We start from the raw sequence: 26988 nt of genomic DNA, 5'->3' as shown, positions 1-26988 counted from the left end.
CGGTGTTCACCGCGCAGCGGGGGCGAGCCGGGCGTCCCGTGCCCGACCACACCGGACCGAGGAGCAGACATGGCCCGTGCCGCCCAGACCCCCACCCCCGCGACGACGGCCCTGCGTGCCCTGCGCGACGTCGGCGCGGCCGCCTGGTTCGGCGGCTCCCTGATGGGGGCGTCCGGCCTCAACGCCGCCGCCGACGCCGCGGGCGGACCGCTGGAGCGCGAGCGCGTGGTCACGGCCGGCTGGGCGCGCTGGACGCCGATCTTCCGGGCCGCCGTGGCCGCGCACCTGCTGGGCAGCGTCGGGCTGCTGGCCCGACGCCGCAGCCGCGCCGACCTCGTCGGCCTGGGCCTGACGACCGCCGCCGTGGGCGCGGTGGCGGGCACCGCCGTCATGGGGTCCAGGGAGGTCCCCGAAACGACCATCCACGCCGTCGAGTGGACGGTGCCCGCGCTGCTCGCCGGCGTGATCCTCAGCGGCGTCGGCCGGAAGGGCTGACGCGGCCGTGTCGTCCGCGGTGTCCTCCCTGCGCAGCACGCTCGGCGAGCTCCCCGCGGCCCAGGCCGCCTACCGCTGCGCCGTGGCCGGCCGGATGCGGGCGGAGCGGTGGGGCCTGGCCCTCGACGAGGCGCTGCGCACCCGCACCGGCCTGACCCGCCCGCGCGGCGCGGCCGTCGGCCGGATCCTCGCCTACCACTCGATCGGCACCGAGTCCTGGGGCGTCAACGACGTGCGGCCCGCCGACTTCGAGCGGCACCTGCAGATCGCCGCCGACGACGGCTGGACCTTCGCCACCCCGGCCGAGGTCCTGGCCGCCCCCGAGCGCAAGCAGCTCGCGATCACCTTCGACGACGGCGCCACGAGCGTGCTCGACAACGCCGTGCCGGTGCTGCGCCACCACGGCGTCCCGTCGACGATGTTCGTGGTCAGCGGGTGGGCCGACGGCGGGCACGACGCGGGGTACGCGCACGTCCTGGACTGGGCCGGGCTGGGCCGGCTCGAGACGGCAGGGGTGACGCTGGCCAGCCACTCGGCGTCGCACCCCGACTTCGGCCGGCTCGACGCCGCCTCGGCCGAGCGCGAGCTCGTCGAGTCCCGGACGCGGCTGGAGAGGATGCTCGGCCACGAGATCGACGAGTTCGCCATCCCCTTCGGACAGTCGGCGAACTGGACCCCAGAGGCCGGCGCGATCGCGCGCCGGGTCTACCGCACGGTGTACGCGCAGGCCGTCGACACGCGCCCCGAGAGCACGGTCCCGCGCACCTTCATCACGCAGATCGACCGGCCGCTGATCTTCCGCGCCGCCCTGACCGGCGCCTTCGACAACTGGGAGGAGTGGTTCCTCGGCCCCCGCTGAGAACGGCGAACGGCGCTCTCGCTCACTAGGTGTGAGCGAGAGCGCCGTTCGTGCATCGCGGCGGTGGCGGTCGTTCCCGCACCCCTGGAGTAGGCGAACGGCGCGCTCGCTCACCAGGTATGAGCGAGAGCGCCGTTCGGCCGTGGGGGGGTTACAGGGCGGTGCGGAGGACGTCCACCACGCGTTGCTGCTGCTCCTCGGTGATCTGCGGGTAGAGCGGGAGCGAGAGGATCCGCTCGGTCAGGGCCTCCGCCACGGGGAAGTCGCCGGTCTTGCCGAGGCCGGAGAAGGCGCCCGTGAGGTGCACCGGTGTGGGGTAGTGGATGCCCGCGCCGACGCCGTGGGCGTTGAGGTGGGCCAGGACCTCGTCGCGGCGGTCGACCTCGATCACGTAGAGGTGCCACACCGGTTCGTTGCCGGGGGTGACCGTCGGGACGGTGATGCCGGGCAGGTCGGCGAGCAGGGCGTCGTACCGGGCGGCGGCGGCGCGCCGGGCCTCGTTCCACGCGTCCAGGCGCGCCAGCTTGGCCGAGAGCACGACGGCCTGCAGCGCGTCGAGCCGGCTGTTCACACCGACCACGGTGTGCTCGTACTTGCGCGGCGAACCGTGCGCGCCGAGCAGCCGGACCCGCTCGGCCAGCTCCGCGGAGCGGGTGAGCACCGCGCCCGCGTCGCCGTAGGCGCCCAGGTTCTTGCCCGGGTAGAAGCTGGTGCCGGCGATGTCGCCGATCGCGCCGGCCTGCAGCCCGTCGCGCCGCGCGCCCTGGGACTGCGCCGCGTCCTCGCAGATCGCGACGTGGTCCGGCAGCCCGGCCTGCAGCCGCGCGACGTCCGCGACCTGGCCGTACAGGTGCACCGGCAGCACCGCGCGGGTCCGGTCGGTGACCGCGGCGAGCGCCGCGTCGACGTCGATCAGCGCCGTGCCGGGCTCGCAGTCGACGAGCACGACCTCGGCGCCCGCGCGGGCGACCGCCTCGGCGGTGGCGATGAACGTGTTGGCGGGCACGATGCACTCGTCGCCGGGCCCGACGCCGAGCGCGCGCAGGGCGAGCTCGAGGGCGTCCGTGCCGTTCGCGACGCCGACGACGTGCTCGACCCCGGAGTACGCGGCGTAGGCCGCCTCGAACTCGGAGACGGCCGGTCCGCCGACGAAGGCGGTGCGGGACAGGACCTCGTCCCAGCCCTCGGCGACCTTGGCGGCCACCTCCGCGTGCTGGGCGGCCAGGTCGACCAGAGGGATCGGGGCGGGGGCGACCGGGGTGGTGGGGGCGGCCATGCGGCTCCTTGGGACTCGGGGAGCGGGCTGGGGAGGCGGGTCCGGCGAACCGGGGCGGCTCGTCAGGCGCCGGTGGTGGCGAGGCCGAGGGCCCCGGCCAGCGCGTCGACGACGGCGCGCTGCTCGGTCTCCCCGATCTCGTGGTGCACCGGGAGGATCACGGTGCGGCGCGTGAGGTGCTCGGTGACGGGCAACGGGCCGTGCGGGTGCCCGGCGTAGGCGGGCTCCAGGTGGGCGGCCATGATCCCGCGGCGGGCGGAGACGCCGGCCTCGGCGAGCGCACCCAGCACGGCGACCTGGTCCGCGCCCTCGGGCAGCTCCACCCAGAAGGACTGGTAGTTCGACGTGCCGTGCGGCGGGTCGCCGACCGCGCGCAGCCCGAGCGGGGCGAGCAGCTCGCGGTAGCGCTCGGCGATCGCCCGGCGCTGCGCGACGATCCCGGGGAGCCGGCCGAGCTGGACCAGGCCCATCGCGGCCTGCATGTCCGTCATCCGGTAGTTGAAGGCCGTCTCGTCGTAGCCCTCGAGGACGACCTTCGTGCCGGCGGCGTGCCGGTCGGCGGCGGAGACGGTCATCCCGTGCTCGCGCAGCCGGCGGATCCGGGCGGCCCACTCGGCATCGTCCGTGGTGACCATGCCGCCCTCACCGGTGGTGAGGAGCTTGCGCGGGTGGAAGGACCACGCCGCGAGCAGCGCGCCGGTGCCGACCGGGCTGCCGTGCAGGGTGGCACCGGCGGCGCAGGCGGCGTCCTCGACCACCGGGACCTCGCCGCAGACCGCGGTGATCGCCCGGACGTCCGCGGGCTGGCCGCCCTGGTGGACGGCGAGCACGGCCTTGGTCCGCGGGGTCAGCACCGCCGCGACGGTCTCGGCGGTGACGTTGCCGGTCTCCGGCTCGACGTCCGCGAACACCGGTGTGGCACCGCAGTAGCGGATCGCGTTGGCGGTCGCGACGAAGGAGAACGACGGGCACACGACCTCGTCGCCCGGACCCACCCCGAGCACGTACAGCGACAGGTGCAGCGCCGTGGTGCAGTTCGAGGTCGCGACGGCGTGGGCGGCCCCGACGTGGGCGGCGAACGCCTTCTCGAACTCGGCGACCCGGGGACCCTGGGCCACCCAGCCGGACCGGACGACGGCCGCGACGGCCTCCGCCTCCTCCTCGCCGAGGAGGGGCTTCATCACCGGGATCATGCGCCGACCTTCGTGCCGGTCTCCTCGCTCCACCACCGGACCAGGCCCCGCAGGCCCTCGTCCATGCCGATGGTCGGCTTCCAGCCCAGGTCCAGGGCGGCGGCGGAGATGTCGGCCAGGCGGCGGGTCACGCCGTTGACCTGGCGGGCCGGGCCGAACTCCGGGGTGAGGTCGGAGTCCATGGCCTTGAGCAGCGCCTCGGCCAGCTCGGCCAGGCTGACCTCCTGGGCGGTGGCGATGTTGTAGACCGCGTCGGTCACCGGGGCCTGCGCGGCGAGCACGTTGGCCCGGGCGATGTCGTGGACGTGGACGAAGTCCATCGTCTGCCTGCCGTCGCCGAAGATCAGCGGGCGGTCGCCCCGGGCGATCCGCTCCATCCAGCGGATCAGCACCTCGGTGTAGACGCCGTAGGCGTCCATCCGCGGGCCGTAGACGTTGAAGTACCGCAGCGCGACGTAGTCCAGGCCGTTCATGGAGTGGAAGCTGCGCAGCATGCCCTCGTTGAACGCCTTGGCGGCGCCGTAGAAGGTGTCGTTGTTGTACGGGTGGTGCCGCTCGGTCGTCGGGAACTCCTCGGCCAGCCCATAGACGGACGCCGACGAACTCGCCACGACCTTCTTCACCCCGTGCTCGACGGCGGCCTCGATGATCGTGAAGGTGCCGTCGACCAGGCTCTCCAGCGCGGTCCGCGGCTGCTCGGCGCACTGCGTGATGCGCAGCGCCGCGAGGTGGAAGACCAGGTCCTTGCCGGCCGTCAGCTCGCCGACGAGCCCGCGGTCGTTGATGTCGCCCTCGACGAGGGTCAGCCGGTCGCCCGCCGCCTCCTGCGCCGCGGCGATGTTCTCCCGCCGCCCGCGCACGAGGTTGTCGAGCACGACGACCTCGGCCGCGCCGGCCTCGACGAGCTGGTCGACGAGGGTCGAGCCGATCGTGCCGGCACCACCGGTGACCAGGATCTTCTGGCCCTCGACCGGCTGGGCCGCCTGCTGGGACTCGGTCACACCGTCACCTCTCCGCGGCCGCGCTGGGCCATCGTGGTCGGAACGTCCTCGATCACCCCGGCGGTGGTGCGCGGGGTCTCCTGGATCGCGCGGATCGGCACGGACTGGCCGTCCTTCGCGAGGCTCTCGGAGGCGGCCTCGAGGATCGCGAGCACCCGCAGGCCCGCGAAGCCGTCCGTGAGCGGGCGCCGGTTCTCGGCGATGGCCGCCGCGAACTCGACCATGACCGACCGCAGGGCCTCCAGGTTGGCCAGGGCCGGGGCGACCGTGTCGCCGGTGCGGTACGAGACGAGCCGGCGGCCGCGGACGTCCGCGTCCTCCAGCTCGGAGGAGATCCGGTCGACGCCGCGGTCGTGCTCGGAGAGCCGCTGGGTGGGGTTGAGGTCGTCCCAGACCACGGTCCGGTTCGACCCGCCCACCACGAAGGTGCGGATCTTGGTGGGGGAGAGCCAGTTGACGTGCACGTGGGCGAGGGCGCCGTTGGACAGCCGCAACGTCAGGTGCGCCACACAGGCGTGTCCGGCGCCGACCGGGTCGGAGCCGTGCGCGGCGACCGAGACCGGGAACACCTCGTCCGGCAGGATCGCGTCGAAGATGGACAGATCGTGCGGGGCCAGGTCCCACAGGACGTCCACATCGGGCTGCACGATGCCGAGGTTGATCCGCACGGAGTCGATGTACTGCAGATCACCGAGCCGGCCGCTGCGCACGACCTCGCGGATGTGCCGGACCTCGGAGGTGTAGCAGAAGGTGTGGTCGACCATGAGCACGCGCCCGAGCCGCTCGGCGGCCTCGACCAGCTGCCGGCCCTCCTCGTAGGTGGGGGCCAGCGGCTTCTCGATGAGCACGTGCTTGCCGGCCTCGAGCGAGCGCATGGCCACGTCGAAGTGGGTGGCGGCCGGGGTGGCGATCGCCACCGCGGACACCGCGGGATCGGCCAGCACCTCGTCGAGCGAGGTGGAGACCCGCACGGTCGAGTAGTTGCCCAGCACCTGACGGGCGCGGTCGGCGTTCAGGTCGCACAGGTACTCGAGGTGCAGGCCCGGGGTCTGCTGGGCGTTGCGGACGAGGTTGGGACCCCAGTACCCGCCGCCGACCACGGCTATCCCGATCGGACCGTTGCTCTCCACTGTGTACCCGTCCCCCATGCGTCCCGTTCCCCCCGCGTGTGCCGGCGATCTCGGGTCCGGACCATACAAGGACCCCATCGGGTGATCCTCGGCGCGTCGGGGGAGGCCGGGAACGCCCGGCACGCGCGCGTCCGGGCGCCGCGTCCGGGGCGTCCGGATGGTCCCGCCGGCGCGCCGCCCGTCCGTCGGCCGCACGGGGCCGCAGGTGACCCGTCGGTAGACTCGGCGTCCATGTTGACGGCCACGCTTCCCCATCTGCCCCCCGTGGTGGGAGCTGTCCCGTCGTCCGCTCCCGTCGCTGCCGAGGCGCAGTGACCCGACCGGACTCCGAGGCCAGCACTCCCGTATCCGCTGACTCCGCGCACCGGCGCGAGGAGCCCGACCCGCCTCCCGGTGTGAGGCACTCCCCGGTTCCCGACCCCGATCGGCGACCGGCACCCCTGTTCGACGACGCCGTCCCCGGTTCCGCCGGCGACCGGCGGTTCCCCTCGGGCGGTACGGCGGCGGACCGCCCCGGGGGAACCGCGACGGGTCCCGCGGCGCCCGGGACCGGCGGCGCCGGCCGCGGGCCCGTCGGCTGGTTCGACAGTCCGCCCCGCGCGCACGACCCGCCGACCGTCGAGCTCGCTCCCGGCGGGGTCGCCGTGCGGCACGAGGCCCCTCCCGAGGGGGCCTCCGACGGCCCGATGCCCCCCGAGCCCCCGGCCGGGACGGCGAAGGACCTCGGGTCGTCCGACGGCGGCTCCGGCAAGCGGGCGCTCTCCGACGGCCTGTCGCTCTCCATCAGCGGCGCCGTCGGGTCGCTGGCCGGCTTCGTCAGCTGGCTGATCGCGGCGCGGATCATGCCGCAGGAGGCGGTCGGCTACGCCTCGGCGTTCGTGTCGGCGTTCCTGCTGGTCGCGGGCGTGGCGCAGCTGAACCTCGACTCCGCGATGATGCTGTGGATGCCGAAGGCGGGCCGCAAGGCGGCGACCCTCTTCTGGCGCAGCCACCTGGTGATCATCCCGTCGTGCGCGCTGGTCGGGCTGGCGTACGTCCTGCTCGAACCACTCATGGCGACCACCGGGGCCGGTGACTCGCTGCCGGTCTGGGTCGGCGGCCTGCTGTTCGTGCTCGCCGGGATCGGCTGGGGCCTGTGGGGCGTGCACGACTTCAGCCTCATCGCCGTCGGGAAGACCTGGTGGGCGTCGTGGCGCAACATCGCCTTCGCCGTCGCCCGGATCGGCATGCTGGTGGCGCTGGGCGCGAGCCTCGGCCCGCTCGGTGTCGTGCTGTCCTGGGTGGTGCCGATCGCGCTGTGGACGCTCGGCAGCACCGTGGTCGGCGGGATCTACACCCGCAAGTTCGCGCAGCTCTCGGACCGCGAGTGGCTGCCGACGCGCCGGGAGGCCGTGAGCTTCCTCGGCCCCACGACCCTGGCCCACTGGGGGACGGTGCTGCTGTTCAACCAGGTCACCGTGATCGTCACCCAGCGTTTCGGCCCGACGACCGGTGCGGCGTTCTTCATCGCCTGGCAGGCGGTGATGGTCATCGACATCGCCGCGCAGCGGTTCATGCAGTCGCTGTCGGCCCAGCTGGCCCGGGACCCGGAGAACGCGCGGTCGCACATCCGGGCCTCGCGCAAGCGGCTGTACGTGATCTTCCTGCCGATGATCCTGGTCGGCGTGCTGCTGGCCCGGTTCGCGCTCGAGTTCTTCGGGCCGGGCTACGCCGAGGCCGCCGACGTGCTCCGCGTGCTGCTGCTCGGCATGGTCGCCCGCCTGGTGATCTCGCACGAGCTGGGCGTGCGGCAGGCCCGGCACGACGGCGTCGGGTTCGCGCGGCTGCAGCTGCTCAGCACCGCGTTCGTGATCGCGGTGGTGCTGTTCATCCCGATCGGACCGGCCGACGCGTCCGGCGCGCACCCGGTCGAGCAGCTGATGCCGGTGGCCGCGGGCTACGCGATCTCGCAGCTGGTGTGCGCGGTCGCGGTGGTCGTGTGGCCGCGCCTGCGCCGCCGCACCCCGGCGCCCGCCTGAGACGACGGGGGCGCGTGGCGGACCCCGCCACGCGCCCCCGGTCGGGTCCCGCTCAGCCCAGGCCGCCGATGGCGACGTACTTGATCTCGAGGAACTCCTCGATCCCGACCGTGCCGCCCTCGCGGCCCAGGCCGGACTCCTTGATCCCGCCGAACGGCGCGGCCGGGTTGGACACCAGCCCGGTGTTGAGCCCGACCATGCCGCTCTCGAGCTTCTCCGAGACCCGCAGCGCCCGGTTCAGGTTCTCCGTGAACACGTAGTTGACCAGCCCGAACTCCGTGGCGTTGGCCGCGGCGAGGGCCTCGGACTCGGTGTCGAACACCGAGATCGGCGCGACCGGGCCGAAGATCTCCTCGTGGTTGAGCCGGGACTCCTTCGGCACGTCGACCAGCACGGTCGGCGGGTAGAAGTAGCCCGGCCCGTCCGCGGCCTTCCCGCCGACCGTGACCTGCGCACCGTTGCTCACCGCGTCGCCGACGAGGTCGACGACCTTCGCCCGGCCCTTCGCGTCGACCAGCGGGCCGACCTGCACGCCCTCCTCGGTGCCGCGCCCGACCTTGAGCGCGCCCATCCGCTCGGCGAGCTTCGCGGCGAACTCCTCCGCGACCCCGCGCTGGACGTAGAAGCGGTTGGCGGCGGTGCACGCCTCGCCCATGTTCCGCATCTTGGCCAGCATCGCGCCCTCGACGGCCTTGTCGAGGTCGGCGTCGTCGAACACGAGGAAGGAGGCGTTCCCACCCAGCTCCATCGAGGTGCGCAGGACCTTGTCGGCGCACTGCCGCAGCAGGATCTTGCCCACTCCGGTCGAGCCGGTGAAGGAGAGCTTGCGCGCCCGGCCGTCCGTGATGATCGGCTCCATGACGCCCGCCGCGTCCGTCGCGGTGATCACGTTGAGCACGCCCGCCGGCAGACCGGCGTCGAGCAGGAGCTGGCCCAGGGCCAGCATGGACAGCGGGGTCTGCTGCGCGGGCTTGATCACGACCGTGCAGCCTGCGGCGATCGCCGGGCCGATCTTGCGGGTGCCCATGGCGAGCGGGAAGTTCCAGGGCGTGATGAACACGCACGGGCCGACCGGCTGCTTCATCACGAGGAAGCGGCTGCCGCCGGCGGGGGCGGTGGCGTACCCGCCGTCGATCCGCACGGCCTCCTCGGCGAACCAGCGGAAGAACTCGGCGGCGTAGGTGACCTCGCCGCGCGACTCGGCCAGCGGCTTGCCCATCTCCAGGGTCATCAGCAGGGCGAGATCGTCCGCCCGCGCGATCATGGCCTCGTAGGCGCGGCGCAGGATCTCCCCGCGCTCGCGCGGCGCCATCGCGGCGAAGCCGGCCTGCGCGTCGTGGGCGGCGGCGAGGGCCGCCATGCCGTCCTCCGGACCCGCGTCGGCGACCTCGGCCAGGACCTCGCCCGTCGACGGGTCCTCGACCTTCGTCGTCGCCCCCGACGCCGCCTGCCGCCACTCGCCGCCGATGAGCAGACCCGTGGGGACGGCCTCGAGGACCTTCCGTTCGAGATCGGGGTTCGTCATGCCCCGAATGTTCCCATCCGCCACACCCTGATGCACGCGCTCCATTCGTGGGCTAGGAAGGATCCGTGACGGACACGATGGCGACACTGCCGGATCTCGTGCCCCCGCCGGTGGAGCTGCCGGAGCGCGTCGCGGCGCTGCGGGCCGAGGTGCGCGCGTTCCTCGCCGAGGAGCGCGCCGCCGGGGCCTGGCGTCCGCGGGCGGACACCTGGCTCTCGGGGTGGGACGAGCGGTTCACCAAGGAGCTGGCCCGGCGCGGCTGGCTGGGGATGACGATCCCGACCGAGTACGGCGGCCACGGCCGCGGCGCCCTCGACCGGTACGTGGTGACGGAGGAGCTGCTCGCGGCGGGTGCGCCGGTCGCGGCGCACTGGGTCGCCGACCGGCAGATCGGACCCTCGCTGATGCGCTTCGGCACCGAGGAGCAGCGGCAGAAGTTCCTGCCCGGTATCGCGGCCGGCGAGGTGTACTTCGGCATCGGCATGTCGGAGCCGGACTCGGGCTCGGACCTCGCGTCCGTGCGGTCGAAGGCGGACCGGGTCGACGGCGGCTGGGAGCTCACCGGCACGAAGGTCTGGACCTCCGGGGCGCACCACGCGCACGCCTTCTTCGCGCTGGTGCGGACCTCGCCGAAGGAGGACGGCAACCGGCACGCCGGGCTGTCGCAGCTGATCGTGGACCTGAAGGCGCCGGGCGTGACGATCCGGCCGATCCCGCTGCTCACCGGCGCGCACCACTTCAACGAGGTGGTGTTCGACCAGGTTTTCATCCCCGACTCCATGGTGCTCGGCGAGATCGGGCAGGGCTGGCACCAGGTGACCTCGGAGCTGGCCTTCGAGCGCTCCGGCCCGGAACGCTACCTGTCGACCTTCCCGCTGCTGGTGGCGCTGCTGGGCGAGATCTCCGCGCAGGACCTCGACGCCGGGCGGCGCCGGGACCTGGGCGGGCTGGTCTCCCGGTACTGGACGCTGCGGCGGATGTCACTGGCCATCGCCGGTGCGCTCGACGCGGGCCAGGCGCCGGAGCTGGCCGCGGCCGTGGTGAAGGACCTGGGTACCCGCTTCGAGAACGAGGTGATCGACGCGGCCCGGCTGCTGGTGTCGATCCCGCCGGACCGCGGCGCCCGGCAGGGCGGCTACGCCCGGCTGCTGGCCGACGCGGTGCTGCACGCCCCGGGCTTCACGCTGCGGGGCGGGACGAACGAGATCCTGCGCGGGATCGTCGCCCGCGGATTGGGGCTGCGCTGATGGCGGACAACGAGCTGCGGGAGATGGCGGAGTCGGTCTTCGGCGACGCTTGGGACAACTCCACCGACGCGTTCGACGCCGGGTTGTGGGAGACCGTGGAGCAGACCGGGCTGGCCCGGCTGACCCTGCCCGAGGAGGCCGGGGGCAGCGGCGGCACGGTGTCCGACGCGGCCGCGGTGCTGTCCGCGGCCGGGCAGTTCGCCGCCCGGGTGCCGCTGGTCGAGACCGACCTGCTGGCCGCGTGGCTGCTGCACGCGGCCGGGCTGGAGGTGCCGACCGGGCCGTTGTCGGCGACGGTCGCGGGGCACCTGACGATCCAGCCCGCGGCCGGTGGGGCCGGGGTCACCGTGAGCGGCACCTTGCGGCGGGTGCCGTGGGGCCGTGCCGTCTCGGCGGTCGCGGTCCTGGCGGGGGAGCAGGTGCTGCTGGTCGACACCACCGGGACGGTGGTGGAGACGGAGGGGGCGAACCTCGCCGAGGAGCCCCGGGACGACCTGGTGCTCAACGAGCTGACCGTGCGGCACGTGGCCGACGTCCCGTCGGTCGCCCTGGTGGAGTTCCCGCTGCGCGCCGCGCTCGGCCGGGCGCTCCTGCTGGCCGGTGCCGCGCGCGGGGCGCTGGCCATGGCGGTGCGGTACGCCACCGAGCGCGTGCAGTTCGGCCGGCCGATCGCGAAGCTGCAGGCCATCCAGCAGTCCCTGGCGCTCGCCGGGGCGGAGGTGGCCGCCGCGGCCGCGGCGACCGAGGCCGCCGCGCGCGAGGTCGACAGGCACGGGTTCGCCGAGGCGTCGCTCGCGATCGCCGCGGCGAAGGCCCGCGCCGGCGAGGCGGCCGGTCAGGTCGCGCGGATCACCCACCAGGTGCACGGGGCTATCGGCTTCACCCGCGAGCACGACCTGCGGCTGGTCACCACCCGGCTCTGGGCGTGGCGGGACGAGGACGGCTCCGAGGCCTACTGGAACGACCGGGTGGGCGCCCGCGCGCTGGAGGTCGGCGCGGACGGTCTCTGGCCGCTGCTGACCGGGACCCCTTAGCCGCTCCTGGCCTCGTGGAACCGGCCGGCACCCCCACCGAGGGGTCGTGGGGGTGCCGGCCGGGGCAAGGGGCGGCGGGTCAGGCCCCGGGCCGCTGCCGCGCGCCCGGCAGCTTGCGGAAGTCCCAGCTGCTGATCTTCTCGGGGACCAGGCGCAGCCAGGCGTGCCGGCCGTCGATCACGACGTGGCCGCTGGTGTACTTGTCGGCGAAGGCCTGCTCGACCCGCTCCAGCTCGGGGTTCGCCTCCCCGGTGCGCGGGATCTCGCCCACCGGCTCGACGCGGCCGCGCAGCTCGACCCCGCGCAGCTGGTCGTAGTCCTCCCCGGAGTCCACGACCGCGGCGATCCGCGGGTCCTTCTCCAGGTCCGCCCAGCGCTGCGCGCGCACGAGCGAGGTCAGCCACAGCGCCGTGCCGTCCCAGTGGAACCAGAGCGGGGTGGCGTGCGGACCGTTCGTGCCGTTGGTGGCCACCCGGCAGGTGCGCTCCGCGGCGAGGTAGGCGTCGCGCTCCTCGTCGGTCATCGCGATGGCCCGGCCCCGGCGCTGGGTCTTGGGTGCGGTCATGGTCGCGGACATTACCGAGCGGTAGTTCGGAGTCGGTAGGGGCCGGCGCGGCGCGTCCCCGGCCCGGGAACCATCCTATTCAACGATCGTTGAAAACCCGCTCCCGCGGGGCTACGCTCCTCCCACGCACGAGGAGGCGCGATGACGCACACGCTGCCGCTCACGGAGGGCCCCCGGATCCTCGATCTCGCCCTGGCCGCCGATCCCGGGCTCGTCGGCGGGAAGGCCGCCTCGCTCGGCGCGCTGCTCCGCGCGGGCTTCCCGGTCCCGCCGGGCAGCTGCGTGACCACCGCGGCGTACCGGGGAGTGGCCGACCCGGTCGTCCGGCCCCTGCTCGCGGAGGGCGCCGCACCGGCCGCGCTGCGTGAGGCCGTCCGCTCGGCCCCGGTCCCGGCCGGCCTGGCCGCCGCGATCCGGGCGCTGGCCGACGGTCCGGTCGCGGTGCGGTCCTCGGCGACCGCCGAGGATCTGCCCGACGCCAGCTTCGCCGGTCAGCAGGACACCTACCTCGACGTCGAGGGCCCCGACGCGGTGCTCGACGCCGTCCGCCGCTGCTGGGCCTCGCTCTGGACCGACCGCGCCGTGGCCTACCGCGCGGCGAACGGGATCGACGACCACACGGTCGCCCTCGCCGTCGTCGTGCAGCGGATGGTGCCGGCGGTGAGTGCGGGCGTGCTGTTCACCGCGAACCCGGTCACCGGCCGGCGTGCCGAGACCGTGATCGACGCGGCGCCGGGGCTCGGGGAGGCCGTGGTCTCGGGCTCGGTCGATCCCGAGCACCTGGTGCTGGACGCCGCGGGCCGGGTCGTGGAGCGGCGGGCCGGCGGCGTGGGTCCCTGCCTGTCCGACGACCGGGCCCGGGAGCTCGCCGCGCTCGGCCGGCGGGTCGCCGAGCACCACGGGGGCCCGCAGGACCTCGAGTGGGCGGTCGACGGCGCGGACCGGGTATGGCTGGTGCAGGCACGGCCGGTCACCACGCTCTACCCGCTGCCCGAGCCGCGGGCGCCGGGCCTGCGGATCTACCTCAACGTCAACGTCGCGCAGGGGGTGCTGGGCCCGCTGACGACCGCCGGGCAGGGCGCCTTCCGGGTCCTGACCGGCTCGGTCGCCCGGCTGTTCGGGATCGCGGTGCCGGAGGTCAGCGCGGGCGCGCCGGTGCTGACGGTGGCCGGGGGGCGGCTGCTGGTGGACGTGACCGGGGCGCTGCGGCACCCGGTGGGGCGGATCGTCGTCCCACGGCTGTTCGACGTCATGGAGGCCCGCTCCGCCGCCGTCCTGCGGCGGGTCCTCGCGGACCCGGCCTTCGCGGTGCTACCGGGGCGGCGCGTCCGCCTCGCCCGCGCGCTGGTCCGGGTGTTCCGCCGCTTCCGGGTGCCGCCGCGGCTGGTGGGTGCGTTGGTGGCGCCGGACCGGGCGCGCCGGGCGGTCGACGCGGCGGTCCGCGACCTGCGCGACCGGCTCGACGCCCGCGGTCCGCTGCCGCCGCGGGCCCGCCTCGACCGGCTGGAGACGACGCTCGCACACGAGATGCCGGCCGTGGCCGGGCGGGCCTTCCCGGTGGCCGCGGCCGGGTTCGTGGCCTTCGGCCTGGCGGCGGCGCTGCTGCGCGGCCGGGCCCGGCCCGGTGAACTGTCGACGGTCCTGCGCGGGCTGCCGCACAACGTCACCACCGAGATGGACCTCGCGCTGTGGGTGCTGGCCGGACGGATCGCCGCCGACCCGCCCTCGCGCGCGCTGGTCGGTGGTCCGGTCGACGCGGCGCGGGGCGCGCTCGAGGCCTGCACCGCACCGGCGGTCCTGGCCGACGGGCTGCGGGAGTTCCTCGGGCGCTACGGGCACCGCGCCGTCGCGGAGATCGACCTCGGCGTCCCGCGGTGGCGCGAGGACCCGTCGTACCTGCTCGGGGTCCTGGCGGGGTACCTGCGCGCCGACCCGGAGCGCACGCCGGACCGGATCTTCGCGGCCGCGGTGGCGGAGGCCGAACGGACGGCCGAGGCGCTCGCCGCCCGGGCCGTCGGCCTGCGCGGGCGGGCGGTGCGGCTGCTGCTGCGCCGGGCGCGGGCGCTCGCGGGCCTGCGCGAGCTGCCGAAGTTCACCCTGGTCACGGTGCTCGACGCGGCCCGTGCCGATCTCCTGGCCGTCGGGGAGGCACTCGCCGCCTCCGGCCGGATCGCGGCAGCCGCGGACGTCGTCCACCTCACCGTCGACGACTGCCGCGCCGGGCTCGCGGGAGCCGACCTGCGGGCGCTGGTCGCCACCCGGCGCGCGGCCTACGACCGCGAGCGGAGGCGCCGGCACGTCCCGCGGATCCTGCTGTCCGACGGCACCGAGCCGGAGGCCCTGCCGGACCCCGCGGCGCCGCCGGCGATGCCGGGGGAGCTGCGCGGCACACCGGCGTCGGCCGGCCGGGCCGAGGGACCCGCGCGGGTGGTACTCGACCCCGCCGAGGCCCGGCTCGGACCGGGGGAGATCCTCGTCTGCCCCTCCACCGACCCCGGCTGGACGCCGCTGTTCCTCACCGCCGCCGGGCTGGTGATGGAGATGGGCGGGGCGAACTCGCACGGGGCCGTGGTGGCCCGCGAGTACGGCATCCCGGCCGTGGTCGGGGTGCCGGGCGCGGTGGCACGGATCGCGACCGGGCAGCACGTGGTCGTCGACGGGACCTCGGGGCGGGTGCTGCCCACCCCGTGAGTGGCGATGGTCGCTGTCGCGGTGATCGCCGTTCACGAGGGGTCCGGGGGCGTCGGGGAGGATCGGGTCGTGCATGCGCCCACCCCCGCGCTGGAGGCCTTCCTCGCCGAGCCGCGTGACACCCCGTACCTGGTCCTCGACGTGGGACTGGTGGCGCGGCGGTACGCCGAGCTGGCGGCGGCGTTCCCGGGTGCGGAGATCCTCTACGCGGTGAAGGCCTGCCCCGAGCCGGAGGTGCTCCGCACCCTCGCCACGCTCGGGAGCGGGTTCGACGTGGCCGGGGCGCAGGAGATCGCGCTGTGCCTCGCCGCCGGGGCCGACCCGGCCAGGCTCTGCCACGGCAACCCCGTCCGCGGCCCGGGCGCGGCCGCCGCGGCCGCCGCGCAGGGCGTCCGCCGGTTCGTCACGGACAGCGCCGAGGACCGGGCCACGCTGCCGGCCGGCGTCGAGGTGCTCGTCCGCGTCCTGGTGGCCGACGACGGGTCCGCGACCCCCTTCCTGGGCAAGTTCGGCGCCACCCCGGCCGAGGCCGCCCGGCTCGCGTCCGGCGCGGGCGGGATCACCTTCCACGCCGGGTCGCAGCAGCTCAGGCCGGCCGCCTTCGCCGAGGGCGTGCGGGTCGCGCTCCGCGTGGCGCGTGCGGCGGGGATCGCGGACCCGGTGCTCGACGTCGGCGGCGGACTGCCCGTGCGCTACCGCGCCGCCGTCCCCCCGCTGGCGGACTACGCCGACGCGATCCACGAGGCCGTCGCCGCCGCGATCACGGCCGGTGACGTCGACGGTGTCCGGCTGGTCCTCGAACCGGGCCGCGCCCTCGTCGCGGAGGCGGGGGTGCTGCGGACGACCGCCCTGCGGGTGTCCCGCCGCCCCGGGATCGACCACCGCCGCTGGGTCTACCTCGACGCCGGCCGCTACCAGGGACTCGCGGAGGCCGAGGGGGAGGCGATCGACTACCCGGTGCGGGCGCCGGGTCGCACGGGCTCGCCCGGCCCGGTCGTGCTGGCCGGGCCGACCTGCGACGGCGACGACGTCCTCTACCGCCGCCGGCCCTACGCCCTGCCCCTGGACCTCGCCGCGGGCGACGCCGTCGACCTCCTGCACGCCGGCGCCTACACCGCGAGCTACGCCTCGGTCGGGTTCAACGGATTCGGCCCGCTGCCCGTGCACGTCCTGGCGCCCACGCTCACCTAGGGTCCTGGACCGTGCAGACGTCCCATCCCGTCGGCAGGCACGTCCTCGGCGAGCTGCGCGGCATCGACCCGGCCCTGCTCGACGACGCCGAGGGCCTGCGGCACGCCCTGCGCACCGCGTTGCTCGCCGCGGGCGCCGACGTGCGGCAGGTCGTCGCCGAGCGCTTCGCGCCGCAGGGGGTCACGGTCGTCGCGGTGCTGGCCGAGTCGCACGCGACGATCCACACGTGGCCCGAGCTCGGGTCGGCCTTCGTCGACGCGTTCACCTGCGGCGACAGCGCGGACCCGCTCTACGCGGTGCGCCGGCTCGCGCTCACCCTCGGCGCCGGGGACGTCGCGATCGAGATCGTGGACCGGGGCGGCGCGGGCCGGGTCGACGAGCCGGTCTCCCCGGGCCTGACCCGCCGCTGGCAGCTCGACGCGGTGCGCGTGCGGACCGCGACCGCGCTGCAGGAGGTGCTGGTCGCGGACACCGCGCACGGCGTCACGCTGTTCTGCGACGGCGAGCGGCAGAGCGCCGAGCACACCCAGCTGACCTACCACGAGGCGCTGTTCGTGCCGGCCGCGCTGCTCGCCGGGCGCCGGGAGCGGGTGCTGGTGATCGGGTCCAGCGAGGGCGTGGTGAGCGAGCTGGCCGTGGCCTGCGGCGCGGCGACCGTCGACCACGTCGACCTCGACCGGGAGTGCGTGCGGCTGTGCGCCGAGCAGCTGCCCTACGGGTACACGCCGGCCGCGCTCGCCGCCGCCGAGGCGCACGAGGGGCCGGTCCGGATGCACTACGACGACGGCCTGGCGTTCGTCGACACCACGGACGGCACCTGGGACGTGATCGTCGTCGACCTGCCCGACGAACGCCCGGACGAGCCCGGTGCCCAGCTCAACCGGCTCTACACCGGGGACTTCCTCACCCGCTGCGCGGCCCGGCTGCGGCCCGGCGGCGTCGTCGTGAGCCAGGCGGGGAGCCCGGCGCTGTGGCGCGACGCCACCCTGCGCGCCGCGTGGCGGCGGTTCGGCGCGGTGTTCCCGCACGTCGCGTACGTCGGCAGCCCCGAGCACGAATGGGCCTTCCTGTGCGGGCTGCCCGACGCACCGCCCGGGGACCCGGCCGAGCTGGCCGCCGCGCGTCTCGACGGCCTGGGGTACGAGCCCCGCACACTCGACGCCGCGTCGCTGCGCGCCGCACTCGTCCCCCCGCTGCGCCTGCGGCGTTCACTCACCCGGATGGAAGACGGTCCCGCCGCGCGATCATCTCGTTAGTGTCCCCGTGGTGCCGGGCCCGGCGCCGTCCGCCCGCCTCCCCGGCGGGTGCCGTCCGCCCCGCCCGTCCCCCGGAGGCCGCCCGTGCGCCGTGTCCCGACCGTGTGCCGCTCCCTGTTCGCGGTCGTCGCCGCGGTGGTCGCGCTGGTCGGCACGGCGGGGACCGCGCTGGCCGACGACACCGAGCAGGCCGGCCGCTACGTCGCCCTCGGGGACTCCTACAGCGCCGGGCCCCTCGTCCCGCCGCAGAGCGGCCGGCCGGCGGGGTGCCTGCGCTCGGGGTCCAACTTCCCGTCCGTGGTGGCCGCCGGTGTCGGGGCCACGGACTTCGTCGACGTGAGCTGCAGCGGTGCGACCACGGCGGACTTCACGGCGCCCCAGAAGGTCACGCTCGGGGAGAACCCCGCCCAGTTCGACGCGCTGACCGGTGCCGAGGACCTCGTCACGTTCACGATCGGCGGCAACGACATCGGGTTCGGTGAGATCATCCAGGAGTGCGCGCTGCGGTCGCCGCAGCAGCCGCTGGGGGCGGCCTGCCGGGGCTTCTACGGCGACCAGCTGAACCGGCGCATCGCCGGCACCGCGCCGAAGATCGCGGCGGCGCTCGGCGAGATCGGCACCCGGTCGCCGGGCGCGCGGGTCGCCGTCGTCGGGTACCCGGCGCTGCTGCCCGACGAGGGCCCCGGTTGCTTCCCGGTGGTGCCGTTCAGCCCGGGCGACGTCGCCTGGCTGCGCGGGATCGAGAAGGACCTGAACGCGATGCTCGCCACGCAGGCCGGTGCGGCCGGCGCGACCTACGTCGACACCTACACCCCGACGATCGGGCACGACATGTGCCAACTGCCCGGCGTGAAGTGGATCGAGGGCCTGCTGCCGACCTCGCCGGCGGCCCCGGTGCACCCCAACGCGCAGGGCATGGAGGCGATGGGCGCGGCGGTGCTGGCCGCGCTCGGGGCGCCGGTGCCGGCGGTCGCCTGAGGGCTCTACCAAACGGCCGTCCGGCGCCCTACCCTCGATCCGTGACGCGCGTCGGCGAGCGGGACCTCGAGGGCATGGACCAGGCCCGGCTGGCCGCGGCCGACCGGGCGGAGCTGGTCGAGGCGGCGCGCGAGTGCACCTTCCTGTTCACCGACGACGACGGCTGGCCGGCCGGGGTCACCATGAGCCACCTGTTCCACGACGGCGTGTTCTGGTTGACCGCGGTGACCGGGCGGGCGCACGTCACCGCCGCCGAGCGGGACCCGCGGGTCGGGCTGGTGATCAGCAACCTCGGCACGGACCTGTCCGGGCGGCGGATGGTGCGGATCCGGGGGCGGGCGACCGTGCACCGCGACCGGGCGACGCTCGACGCCGTGCTGCCGCTCCTCGCGCGCCGCCTCCAGCCCCGCGACCCCGACCGGATGCTGCGCCTGCTCGACAGCCCGCGCCGGGTGCTGATCCGGGTGGAGCCCGTGTCCTTCCCCCAGACCCACGACTCGCGCAGGATCGCCGGCGACGGCCGCGGCGGCCCGGCGCCTCACTTCTCGGCGTAGGACTCCACCACGCGGGCGGGCATCGGGACGCGGACCGGTGTCCCGCCGAAGAGGGTGCGGGTGGCGGTGTCGGCGGCGGCCTGGACCAGCTCGGCGGCCTCCGGCGCGGCGGCGGCCGGCCCGTGCAGCAGCACCTCGTCGTGCTGGAAGAAGACCAGCCGGCACGGGTTGCCGGCCCGGTGCAGCGCGGCCCGCAGCTCCGCGAGCAGCACCGACGCCCACTCGGCGGCGGTGGCCTGGACGACGAAGTTGCGGGTGAACCGGCCGCGCGCCCGGGCCCGCGCGGGCACCTCGTCCCCCGGCCGGGCGGGCGGGCAGGTGCGGCCCAGCCAGGACCGGACCAGGCGGCCCTCCTCGCCTGCCCGGGCGGCGTCCTCCACCACGGCCACCGCGGCCGGGAACCGGCGGCGGAGCAGGGCGAGGTGGGCGCCGGCGTCGCCCGAGGTCTGGCCGTAGATCGTCGAGAGCACCGCGAGCTTGGCCTTGCCCCGTCCGTCCGGCACCGCCGGGCCGAAGAGCTCGGCGGCGAGGCCGGCGTACAGGTCGGAGTCCCGCTCCGTGCCACCGGCCCGGGCCAGGGCGGCGTCGCCCGCGATCGCGGCGAGGATCCGCGGCTCGAGCTGGGCCGCGTCGGCGACGACGAGCCGGCACCCCTCGTCCGCGCGGACCGCCGCCCGCACGGCCCGGGGGATCTGCAGCGCCCCGCCGCCGCGGGTGGCCCAGCGCCCCGACACCACCCCGCCGACGACGTACTCCGGCCGGAACCGCCCCTCGTGCACCCAGGTCCGCAGCCAGTTCCAGCCGTGCGCGGCGTGCAGCCGGGCGAGGTCCTTGTAGGCCAGCAGCGGGGCGACGGCCGGATGGTCGACCCGGCGGAGCACCCACGAGCGGGTGCTCGGCACCTCGAACCCGGCGCGGGCGAAGGCCCGCAGCAGCTCGGCGGGGGAGTCCGGGTTGACCGGTCGCCCGAAGGCCGCGTCGACCTCGGCGGCGAGCGCGGCGAGCCGCGGCGGCCGGCCGTGTCCCGCCGGGCGGGGCCCGAGCGCCTCGGTGAGCAGGGCGTCGTGCACGTCGGCGCGCCACGGCAGGCCCTCGGCCCGCATCTCCTCCGCGACGATCCCGCCCGCCGACTCCGCGGCCGCGAGCGTGCGCAGCCGCGCATCGTCGGCGAGCCGGCGCTGCTGCGCCGCGTGCACCGCGACGACGGAGGCGAGGGTCCCGGCCGGATCGGGCTCGGCGCGGCGGAACAGGGCGGGTGGCTCGTCCGCGGCGTCCTCGGGCTGCTCGTCGGGCGGGACGGGCTCGCCGGCCAGCCGGGCGGCCGCGGCGGCCAGTCCGTGCGGGGCCCCGGACGCGCCGTCGGCGCCCACCAGCAGGCCCTCGACCAGCTCGACGTCGTGCGCCCGCTCGGCCCGCACGCCCGCGGCGAGCAGGGCGCGGTAGGTGCGGGCGTTGCGCCACACGGCCCGCGCGCCACCGAGGTCCAGACCGGCCACCGGCACGGCCCGCACGGCGTCGACGGGCTCACCGGCCGCGTCGAGCGCGTGGACCAGCGCCAGCCCGCGCTCGTCGTCGACGTGCACCGCGAGCCGCGCCGCCCGCACGGCCGCAGCGGCGTGCGTCGCCACGCCACCCGCGGGTGCGCTCACCGCAGCGCCGGGTCCGGTCGGGACGCGGCGCGACCGAGGGCGCCGAGCCGGTGCACGGGCAGCCCGGCCAGCAGACCCCGCCCGGCAATGCCCCGGATCTCCTCGGGCGCGGCGCCGACCGCGGCGAGGACGTCGTTCGCGGCGAGCACGCCGGTCATCGCCGCGCGCTCCATCAGCCCGGAGGGGTACGGGCACTCGACGAAGTCCCCGGCCACCCGCACCCCGGGTGCGTCGGTCAGCACGCCCGGCCGGGTGCCCGCGGTGCCGGGCGGGAAGGCCGGTGCCGTCGCTTCGAGGCGTTCCTGCAGGTGGAGGACCCTGGCCGCGGCGGTCTCCGGCCACAACGCCGCCAGCTCGGCCCGCATCCGGGAGGTCGCGGCGGCCACGTCCGGTGCCCGGCAGGCGTAGGAGTGCAGCTCCACGACGGACCCGCCGGTGCGCGCGGCCCAGCGCGCCGACTCGCCCTCCAGCCGCGAGTACACGGTGACGGAGTCCAGCGTCGGCTCGCCCGAGACGGCGCTGAACACGGACCGCTCCGGCCGGACGTCCCGGTCCAGCCACAGCCGCGTGACGGCGAAGGACGGCGCGACCGCCAGTGCCGCCGCCCGCCGCGCGAGGTCCGGGGCGACCGGCGACGCCGCGAGCAGCGCCCGCAGGGCCCCGGGGTCCAGCGCGAGCACCACGTGCTCGGCCTCCAGGGCACCGCCTTCGCCGTGCACCCGCCAGGCCGGTCCGACCCGCTCCAGCGCGCCGACCCGGACCCCCGTGCGGATCTCGGCGCCGAGGCCGCGCAGGTGGGCGGCGAGCGGCGCCCAGATCGCGGTGAGGTGGTCCTCGGCCGGCGCGTCGAAGCCGATGCCCGCCGGATTGCCCAGGAAGTAGTAGTGGAACATCGCCACCAGCTCGGCGGCGGACAGCCCCGCCTGGTCGCAGAAGAAGGACCGCGCGAACGCCTCGAACAGCATCTGCCGGGCCCGCTCCGACACCCCGAGCCGCGCGAGGAACTCCCCGGCGCTCAGGTCGTCGAACCGCGCGACGGTGTCCGCCGGGTCGTGCGCGAGCAGGGCGAACCCGAGGCCGGCGTCCGCCCCCGCGATCTCGCGCAGCCGCAGGCTGGGGGAGCGGGCGAACAGCGCGAGGAGGTTCAGCGGCGGTGCCGCCGGCAGGTTCCCCAGGTCCTCGGCCGGCCAGCGGCGGGAGATCACCGGATAGCCCTCGACCGGGCGCAGGAAGCCGAGCTCCGGGTCGATCCGCCGCAGGATCGACCGCCAGGTGTCGTAGTGCCGGAAGAACGCGTGGAACCCGTGCTCGACGACCTGCTCCGACCCGTCCGGCAGGGTGTGCGGCCAGGCCCCGAGCCGCCCGCCCAGCGTGGGCGCCGCCTCGAGGAGCGTGACGGCCACCCCGCGCTCGGCGAGCACGACCGCCGCGCTCACGCCCGCGATCCCGCCGCCCACGACGACCGCGCGTGTGCCCGCCGGCGCCCGCCGGGGCAGCTCGGGCCGGGCGGGGACGAGGACCTGCGGACGGCGCCGCCACGGGAGGGTGCGACTCACGGCCCGAGCATTCACGTGCGGAAGCCTACGGAGGGGGCCCGACAGGAATGCGCCGCGCACGGCGGCGGGTTGCCCGTGCGGGGGGACGACCACCCCGACGGACGACGCGAGGAGGCACGCATGTCGGTGGACCTGGGCCGCTACGGGATCTGGCTGCGCCGCGACCAGCTCACCCCGGAGCTCGGCGCGGAGATCGAGGCGGCCGGCTTCGGCGCGATCTGGATCGGCGGCTCCCCGCCCGCCGACCTGGCGCTGCCCGAGCAGGTACTGGCGGCGACGCGGCGGATCGCGGTCGCCACCGGCATCGTCAACATCTGGCAGGCGCCCGCGCCCGAGGTCGCGGAGTCCTACCACCGCATCGAGAAGGCCCACCCGGGACGGTTCCTGCTGGGCGTCGGCATCGGGCACCCCGAGGCCGTCAAGGAGTACCGCTCTCCCTACGACACGATCGTCGGCTACCTCGACGACCTCGACGCCGCCGGCGTGCCGGTCGCGGGCCGCGCCCTGGCCGCCCTGGGCCCGAAGGTGCTGCGGGTCGCGGGGGAGCGCACGGCGGGTGCCGCTCCCTACCTGACCACGCCGCGGCACACCGCCGAGGCCCGCGAGATCCTCGGCGCGGGCCCGCTGCTCGCGCCCGAGCACAAGGTCGTCGTCTCCACGGACCCGGAGTACGCCCGGCGCGTCGGCCGGCCGAAGGTCCGCGACCCCTACCTGCGGCTGTCGAACTACCGGCGCAACCTGCTGCGCACCGGCTTCACCGAGGAGGACCTCGACACCGCGAGCGACCGCACGATCGACGCGCTGGTCCTGCACGGCGACGCCGCCGCCGTCCGCGCCGGGCTGGACGCGCACCTGGAGGCCGGGGCCGACCACGTCGCCGCGCAGATCCTCAGCGCCTCCGGCTCGCCGGACGAGGAGTACCGCACCGCGCTGCGCGCGCTGGCCGCGGAGCTCGGCCTGGCCTGAGCCCCTTTCCCGGCGGCCGGATCACCGCGGTGGAAGACTTCGCCCCGTGCGCGGGCGGGCGTGGATCGGGGAGCTGCGCACCTGGGTGACGGGCGTGGACCCCGGCCTGGGCCGGCTGCGGCTGGCGGGGGTGGCGACGGCGGCCATGGTGCTGGCCGCCGTCGCCATGTCCGCGGTCCGCGCGGCACCGGGCAGCCCGTCACCGTGGTGGTGTTCGCCGCGGTGCTGGCGATGATCAGCAACCTGTCGGTGAACGAGCCGGACAACCGGCGGCGCCGGGTGACGACCGCACTGATGGTGCTGCCCGCGGCCGCCTCGACCGTCGTCGGCACGCTGCTGGCCGAGCACCGGCTCGTCTCCGACGTCCTGTTCGTGCTGGTCATGATGACCGCGGTGTGGATCCGCCGGTACGGCCCGCGCGGCACGGCGCTGGGCATGGCGATGTTCATTCCCTACTTCTTCACCCAGTTCCTCCAGGCGCGGCCCGCCCAGCTGCCCGCCCTGCTGGCGGCGGTCGGCGTCGGCATCGGGTCCACGCTGCTCCTGCGCGGCGGGGTGTTCGCCGAGAAACCGGAGAAGGTGCTCGACGACCTGCTCCGGGCCGTCCGGGCGCACGTGCACGCGCTGGCCCTGGCCGTGATCGACGTGCTGGAGGCGCCCGCGGGCGACGAGAAGGCCATCGACGCCGCGCTGCGGGACCTGCACCGCCGCCGCACCCGGCTCAACGACACGATGCTGCTGGTCGTCGACCGCATCGAGCAGCTGCGGGACGAGCGGGGGGAGCCCGACGAGGAGGCCGGCGAGGACGATCCGCGGCGCGCGCTCTCCCTCGCCGTCGCCGACCTCGAACTGGCGGCCGAGCGGCTCGCGGTCTCGACCCGGCGGCTGGCCGACGACCCGGCGCGGCCGGGCGCCCTGGAGCCGGAGGTGCGGGAGGCGCTGCTCGGGGGCGTGCGCGGGATCGCCTCGGCCACGGCGACCGGCGCACCCGAGCCCCTGCGCGCCGCGGTGCTCGACGCGGCCCGGCGCAGCGTCGAGGAGCTCGCCGCCGAGCACAGCGGGGCCCGGCCCCGCGAGCAGCGGGTCGCGTTCGCGATCGTGCGGCTGGCCGACGCGCTGACGAGCGGGGAGGGCGGCGAGCCCGCCGTCCCGGCGCCGGTCACCCTGGCCGAGCCCCCCGAGGACGAGGGCGAGGAGGACGACGAGTCCGGCCGGCCCGTCGACCGCATCGCGCTGTCGACCCGGCAGGCGATCCAGGTCGGGGTGGCGACGAGCCTGGCGATCGTCGTCGGTGAGCTGATCTCGCCCGCGCGCTGGTACTGGGCGGTGATCGCGACGTTCGTGGTGTTCGCGGGCACGGTGAGCCGGGGCGAGGTCCTGGCCCGCGGCTGGCAGCGGCTCGTCGGCACGGTGGGCGGGGTCGTGGCCGGGATGCTGCTGGCCGTCCTCGTGGGCGGCCGGCCCGTCCCCACGCTGATCCTGCTGGCCGCCTGCGTGTTCCTCGCGCTGTACCTGTTCCGGATCTCGGTCGGGCTGCTCGCCTTCTGGATCACCGCGGTGCTCGCCCTGCTCTACGGCCTGATCGGCCAGTTCTCGGTCGAGACGCTCGTGCTGCGCGTGATCGAGACGGCCGTCGGCGGCGCGCTCGGGGCCCTGGCCGCGCTCGTCGTGCTGCCCAAGCACACCCGGGCCGCGTTCCAGGAGGCCCTCGACGACACCGTGCTCGCGCTCGACGAGACGCTCGGAGCCACCGTCGACCGGATGACCGGGCGCCCGCCCACGGGGTTGCCCGTGGTCCTGGCCCGCACGGCCGACGAGAAGCTCGGGACGCTCCGGCAGCGGGCCGAGCCGCTGGACAACCCGCTGCCGCGGCGGCACGGGCGGGGCAGCTACCAGCGCGCCCTCCGCGTGCTGACCGCCGTGGACCACTACGCCCGCGCTCTCGCCCGGCTGTCCGACCGGATCGTCGTGCCGGGGTGGGCGCCGACGCTCGATCCCGCCGTCGCGCGGGTCCGCGCCAACGTCGCGGGGCTCGGCGAGCTGCTCGGGCCGGGGGGCGCGGCCGGGAGCCAGGAGATCGTGTCCGCCGAGGAGCTGGTCGACGCCGCCGAGGCGTGGGCCGCTCGCTGCGACGACCCCGGCCTGCGCCGGGACCTGCTCTCGGCGGTCCTTCCGCTGCGGCGGATCGACCAGGTGGTCGTCGGGTTCGCCGGGGACCTGGCCGGCGGGCCGGCCCCGGCTCAGGAACCCGCGGAGTCCCGCGGGTAGACCTGCGGGCCGGTGATCCCGCAGTGCGCGCAGCACTCGAGCGGGATCCGCTCCAGCGGCGGGCCCACGGGCTCCGGCTCGGTTGGCGGGGCCCCGGTGCCCAGCCGGCTGCGGATCGCCACCGCGGACACCAGCCCGCCCAGCACCAGCAGCCCGGCGCCGATCATCAGGGCGGTCCGGAACCCGGCGTCGAAGGCGACCGGATCGGAGTAGTCGGCGTTCCCGATCCCGGCCACGCCCGGGATGACCGCGACGGCGAGCAGCCCCGCCGCGCGGGCCACGGCGTTGTTCACCCCGGAGGCCGCCCCGGCGTAGCGGTCGGGGGCGGCGTCGAGCACGGTGGCGGTCAGCGGCGCGACGGTGAGGGTCAGCCCGGCGGCGAAGACCAGGACCGCGGGCAGGACGTCCGTCAGCCAGGAGGCGTCCGGCCCGATTCGGAGCATGAGCAGCAGCCCGCACGCGGCGAGGATCGGCCCGACCGTCATCGGGATCCGCGGCCCGATCCGCTGCGCGAGCCTCCCGGACCGCGCCGAGAACAGCAGCATGACGAGCGTGACGGGCAGCAGCCCGGCCCCGGCCAGCACCGGCGGGTACCCCGCGACGATCTGCAGCTGCAGCACGAGGAGCAGGAAGAGCGCCCCGAGGGCGGCGTAGACGAGCAGCGTCACGACGTTGGCCGCCGTGAAGACCCGGTCGGCGAACAGCACCGGCGGCACGAGCGGGTGCGGTGACCGCCGCTCGACCAGCACGAACACGAGGAGCGCCAGGATCCCGACGGCCAGGGCGGTCCACACCGCGACCGAGCCCGCACCCGCGCCGAGCTCGGTGAGCGACCAGGTGAGGCCCGCGAGCCCGGCCACGGCGAGCGCCGTGCCGGACAGGTCCAGCCCGCGCGCGGCCGCGCCGTCCCGGCTCTCCGGCACGTGCTTCACCGCCACCGCCACGACGACGACCGCCAGCGGCAGGTTCACCAGGAACACCGCGCGCCAGGTCCACTCCACCAGCCAGCCGCCGAGGAAGGGCCCGATCGCGCCGGCGATGCCACCCAGCCCGGACCAGGCGCCGACCGCCGCCGCGCGGTCCGTGCCGTGGAACGACGCGGAGATGATCGCGAGGCTGCCCGGGGTGAGCAGCGCCCCGCCGACGCCCTGCAGCGCCCGCGCGGCCACCAGGGTCTCGATGTTGGGCGCGAGCCCGCAGGCCAGCGAGGCCAGCGCGAACCACACGACGCCGATCACGAACACCCGCCGCCGCCCGTAGCGGTCCCCGAGCGAGCCGCCGAGCAGGATCAGCGAGGCCAGGCTGAGGGTGTAGGCGTTGACTGTCCACTGCAGCCCGGTGAACCCGGCGCCGAGGTCCTCGCCGATGTGGGCGAGGGCGACGTTGACCACCGTGCCGTCGAGCAGCGCCAGGCTGGAGCCCAGGACGGTGGTGAGCAGCACCCAGCGCCCCGCCGACGTGCCCAGCCGCAGCTCCTGGTCCACCATGCGCCGGACCCTAGACCCCGCGGCGCGCCGACCACCTCGTAATCTCGGC

22 protein-coding genes are annotated in these 26988 nt (G+C 75.9%); 13 read left to right on the top strand and 9 right to left on the bottom strand.

Features of this window, described 5'->3' with window-relative positions; genetic code table 11:
- The first annotated feature begins 69 nt into the window (after positions 1-69).
- Together ABD990_RS05390 and ABD990_RS05385 are read left to right on the top strand one after the other, a co-directional pair.
- Entirely contained in the window at positions 70-495 is a 426-nt protein-coding gene (locus ABD990_RS05390) for a hypothetical protein (protein WP_345378746.1), read from the top strand.
- 7 nt (positions 496-502) lie between these two features.
- Positions 503-1354, top strand: a complete 852-nt coding sequence (locus ABD990_RS05385; protein WP_345378745.1) for a polysaccharide deacetylase family protein — start codon at positions 503-505, stop codon at positions 1352-1354.
- Between the two features lie 151 nt (positions 1355-1505).
- Here the strand turns inward: ABD990_RS05385 and ABD990_RS05380 are convergent, their stop codons facing one another.
- The 4 genes from ABD990_RS05380 to ABD990_RS05365 form a co-directional block, all read right to left on the bottom strand.
- Entirely contained in the window at positions 1506-2630 is a 1125-nt protein-coding gene (locus ABD990_RS05380; protein WP_345378744.1) for a DegT/DnrJ/EryC1/StrS family aminotransferase, read from the bottom strand.
- 62 nt (positions 2631-2692) lie between these two features.
- Positions 2693-3811 carry a DegT/DnrJ/EryC1/StrS family aminotransferase gene (locus ABD990_RS05375; protein ID WP_345378743.1) on the bottom strand — a complete coding sequence of 373 codons (1119 nt, stop codon included), beginning with the start codon at positions 3809-3811 and terminating at the stop codon, positions 2693-2695.
- 8 nt (positions 3812-3819) lie between these two features.
- On the bottom strand, positions 3820-4824 hold the full coding sequence (locus ABD990_RS05370; RefSeq protein ID WP_345378742.1) for an SDR family NAD(P)-dependent oxidoreductase: 1005 nt from the start codon (positions 4822-4824) through the stop codon (positions 3820-3822).
- Positions 4821-5972 (bottom strand): Gfo/Idh/MocA family protein, encoded by a 1152-nt coding sequence (locus ABD990_RS05365; protein ID WP_345378741.1) that lies wholly within the window; start codon positions 5970-5972, stop codon positions 4821-4823. The genes ABD990_RS05370 and ABD990_RS05365 overlap by 4 nt, the downstream gene beginning before the upstream one ends.
- Before the next feature lie 668 nt (positions 5973-6640).
- Between ABD990_RS05365 and ABD990_RS05360 the strand changes: the two genes are divergently transcribed.
- Positions 6641-7972: a lipopolysaccharide biosynthesis protein gene (locus tag ABD990_RS05360; RefSeq protein WP_345378739.1), complete on the top strand. Its 1332-nt coding sequence runs from the start codon at positions 6641-6643 to the stop codon at positions 7970-7972.
- A 52-nt stretch (positions 7973-8024) separates the two neighbouring features.
- Here ABD990_RS05360 and ABD990_RS05355 read toward each other — a convergent pair whose 3' ends face one another.
- Positions 8025-9497, bottom strand: a complete 1473-nt coding sequence (locus ABD990_RS05355; RefSeq protein WP_345378737.1) for an NAD-dependent succinate-semialdehyde dehydrogenase — start codon at positions 9495-9497, stop codon at positions 8025-8027.
- A gap of 65 nt (positions 9498-9562) precedes the next feature.
- Between ABD990_RS05355 and ABD990_RS05350 the strand changes: the two genes are divergently transcribed.
- Positions 9563-10744 carry an acyl-CoA dehydrogenase family protein gene (locus ABD990_RS05350; protein WP_345378736.1) on the top strand — a complete coding sequence of 394 codons (1182 nt, stop codon included), beginning with the start codon at positions 9563-9565 and terminating at the stop codon, positions 10742-10744.
- Positions 10744-11778 (top strand): acyl-CoA dehydrogenase family protein, encoded by a 1035-nt coding sequence (locus ABD990_RS05345; RefSeq protein WP_345378735.1) that lies wholly within the window; start codon positions 10744-10746, stop codon positions 11776-11778. The genes ABD990_RS05350 and ABD990_RS05345 overlap by 1 nt, the downstream gene beginning before the upstream one ends.
- Positions 11779-11857: 79 nt before the next feature.
- Here ABD990_RS05345 and ABD990_RS05340 read toward each other — a convergent pair whose 3' ends face one another.
- On the bottom strand, positions 11858-12343 hold the full coding sequence (locus tag ABD990_RS05340; protein ID WP_345378734.1) for a pyridoxamine 5'-phosphate oxidase family protein: 486 nt from the start codon (positions 12341-12343) through the stop codon (positions 11858-11860).
- Between the two features lie 141 nt (positions 12344-12484).
- Between ABD990_RS05340 and ABD990_RS05335 the strand changes: the two genes are divergently transcribed.
- From ABD990_RS05335 to ABD990_RS05310, 5 genes are all read left to right on the top strand, one after another.
- A complete protein-coding gene (locus ABD990_RS05335; RefSeq protein WP_345378733.1) occupies positions 12485-15034 on the top strand; it encodes a PEP/pyruvate-binding domain-containing protein in 2550 nt (849 codons plus the stop codon).
- A gap of 69 nt (positions 15035-15103) precedes the next feature.
- Entirely contained in the window at positions 15104-16225 is a 1122-nt protein-coding gene (locus ABD990_RS05330) for a type III PLP-dependent enzyme (RefSeq protein WP_345378732.1), read from the top strand.
- A gap of 11 nt (positions 16226-16236) precedes the next feature.
- The gene (gene speD, locus ABD990_RS05320; RefSeq protein WP_425569446.1) at positions 16237-17481 is read left to right on the top strand and encodes an adenosylmethionine decarboxylase; all 1245 of its coding nucleotides are present in this window, start codon (positions 16237-16239) and stop codon (positions 17479-17481) included.
- An 84-nt stretch (positions 17482-17565) separates the two neighbouring features.
- A complete protein-coding gene (locus tag ABD990_RS05315; RefSeq protein WP_345378731.1) occupies positions 17566-18459 on the top strand; it encodes an SGNH/GDSL hydrolase family protein in 894 nt (297 codons plus the stop codon).
- 41 nt (positions 18460-18500) lie between these two features.
- Complete coding sequence (locus ABD990_RS05310; protein WP_345378730.1) at positions 18501-19013, top strand: pyridoxamine 5'-phosphate oxidase family protein; 513 nt, start codon at positions 18501-18503, stop codon at positions 19011-19013.
- Here ABD990_RS05310 and ABD990_RS05305 read toward each other — a convergent pair.
- Both ABD990_RS05305 and ABD990_RS05300 read right to left on the bottom strand, forming a co-directional pair.
- Positions 18998-20662: a bifunctional 3'-5' exonuclease/DNA polymerase gene (locus ABD990_RS05305; RefSeq protein ID WP_345378728.1), complete on the bottom strand. Its 1665-nt coding sequence runs from the start codon at positions 20660-20662 to the stop codon at positions 18998-19000. The genes ABD990_RS05310 and ABD990_RS05305 overlap by 16 nt on opposite strands.
- On the bottom strand, positions 20659-22218 hold the full coding sequence (locus ABD990_RS05300) for an FAD-dependent oxidoreductase (protein ID WP_345378727.1): 1560 nt from the start codon (positions 22216-22218) through the stop codon (positions 20659-20661). The genes ABD990_RS05305 and ABD990_RS05300 overlap by 4 nt, the downstream gene beginning before the upstream one ends.
- Before the next feature lie 120 nt (positions 22219-22338).
- Between ABD990_RS05300 and ABD990_RS05295 the strand changes: the two genes are divergently transcribed.
- The 3 genes from ABD990_RS05295 to ABD990_RS05285 are packed head-to-tail and all read left to right on the top strand — an operon-like array spanning position 22339 to position 25452.
- Positions 22339-23184, top strand: coding sequence for an LLM class F420-dependent oxidoreductase (locus ABD990_RS05295; RefSeq protein WP_345378725.1), 846 nt, complete (start codon positions 22339-22341; stop codon positions 23182-23184).
- A gap of 46 nt (positions 23185-23230) precedes the next feature.
- A complete protein-coding gene (locus ABD990_RS05290) occupies positions 23231-23419 on the top strand; it encodes a hypothetical protein (RefSeq protein WP_345378724.1) in 189 nt (62 codons plus the stop codon).
- Positions 23389-25452: an FUSC family protein gene (locus ABD990_RS05285; protein WP_345378723.1), complete on the top strand. Its 2064-nt coding sequence runs from the start codon at positions 23389-23391 to the stop codon at positions 25450-25452. Before ABD990_RS05290 ends, ABD990_RS05285 begins: the two co-directional genes overlap by 31 nt.
- Here the strand turns inward: ABD990_RS05285 and ABD990_RS05280 are convergent.
- On the bottom strand, positions 25425-26939 hold the full coding sequence (locus tag ABD990_RS05280; RefSeq protein ID WP_345378721.1) for an MFS transporter: 1515 nt from the start codon (positions 26937-26939) through the stop codon (positions 25425-25427). The two genes, ABD990_RS05285 and ABD990_RS05280, sit on opposite strands and share 28 nt — an antisense overlap.
- Between the last annotated feature and the right edge of the window lie 49 nt (positions 26940-26988).

The sequence above is a fragment of the Pseudonocardia yuanmonensis genome (assembly GCF_039542425.1).
GTDB classification, from domain to species: Bacteria; Actinomycetota; Actinomycetes; order Mycobacteriales; family Pseudonocardiaceae; genus Pseudonocardia; species Pseudonocardia yuanmonensis.
The sequence above is the reverse complement of the archived record's forward strand: the minus strand, read 5'-3'. Positions and strand labels throughout refer to the sequence as shown.

What these genes read in the sequence shown, in the direction of transcription:
- ABD990_RS05280 (WP_345378721.1), bottom strand. Translation starts at nt 26,939, where the DNA reads ATGGTGGACCAGGAGCTGCGGCTGGGCACGTCGGCGGGGCGCTGGGTG.
- ABD990_RS05365 (WP_345378741.1), bottom strand. Translation starts at nt 5,972, where the DNA reads ATGGGGGACGGGTACACAGTGGAGAGCAACGGTCCGATCGGGATAGCC.
- ABD990_RS05380 (WP_345378744.1), bottom strand. Translation starts at nt 2,630, where the DNA reads ATGGCCGCCCCCACCACCCCGGTCGCCCCCGCCCCGATCCCTCTGGTC.
- ABD990_RS05340 (WP_345378734.1), bottom strand. Translation starts at nt 12,343, where the DNA reads ATGACCGCACCCAAGACCCAGCGCCGGGGCCGGGCCATCGCGATGACC.
- ABD990_RS05345 (WP_345378735.1), top strand. Translation starts at nt 10,744, where the DNA reads ATGGCGGACAACGAGCTGCGGGAGATGGCGGAGTCGGTCTTCGGCGAC.
- ABD990_RS05375 (WP_345378743.1), bottom strand. Translation starts at nt 3,811, where the DNA reads ATGAAGCCCCTCCTCGGCGAGGAGGAGGCGGAGGCCGTCGCGGCCGTC.
- ABD990_RS05335 (WP_345378733.1), top strand. Translation starts at nt 12,485, where the DNA reads ATGACGCACACGCTGCCGCTCACGGAGGGCCCCCGGATCCTCGATCTC.
- ABD990_RS05360 (WP_345378739.1), top strand. Translation starts at nt 6,641, where the DNA reads ATGCCCCCCGAGCCCCCGGCCGGGACGGCGAAGGACCTCGGGTCGTCC.
- ABD990_RS05390 (WP_345378746.1), top strand. Translation starts at nt 70, where the DNA reads ATGGCCCGTGCCGCCCAGACCCCCACCCCCGCGACGACGGCCCTGCGT.
- ABD990_RS05295 (WP_345378725.1), top strand. Translation starts at nt 22,339, where the DNA reads ATGTCGGTGGACCTGGGCCGCTACGGGATCTGGCTGCGCCGCGACCAG.
- ABD990_RS05355 (WP_345378737.1), bottom strand. Translation starts at nt 9,497, where the DNA reads ATGACGAACCCCGATCTCGAACGGAAGGTCCTCGAGGCCGTCCCCACG.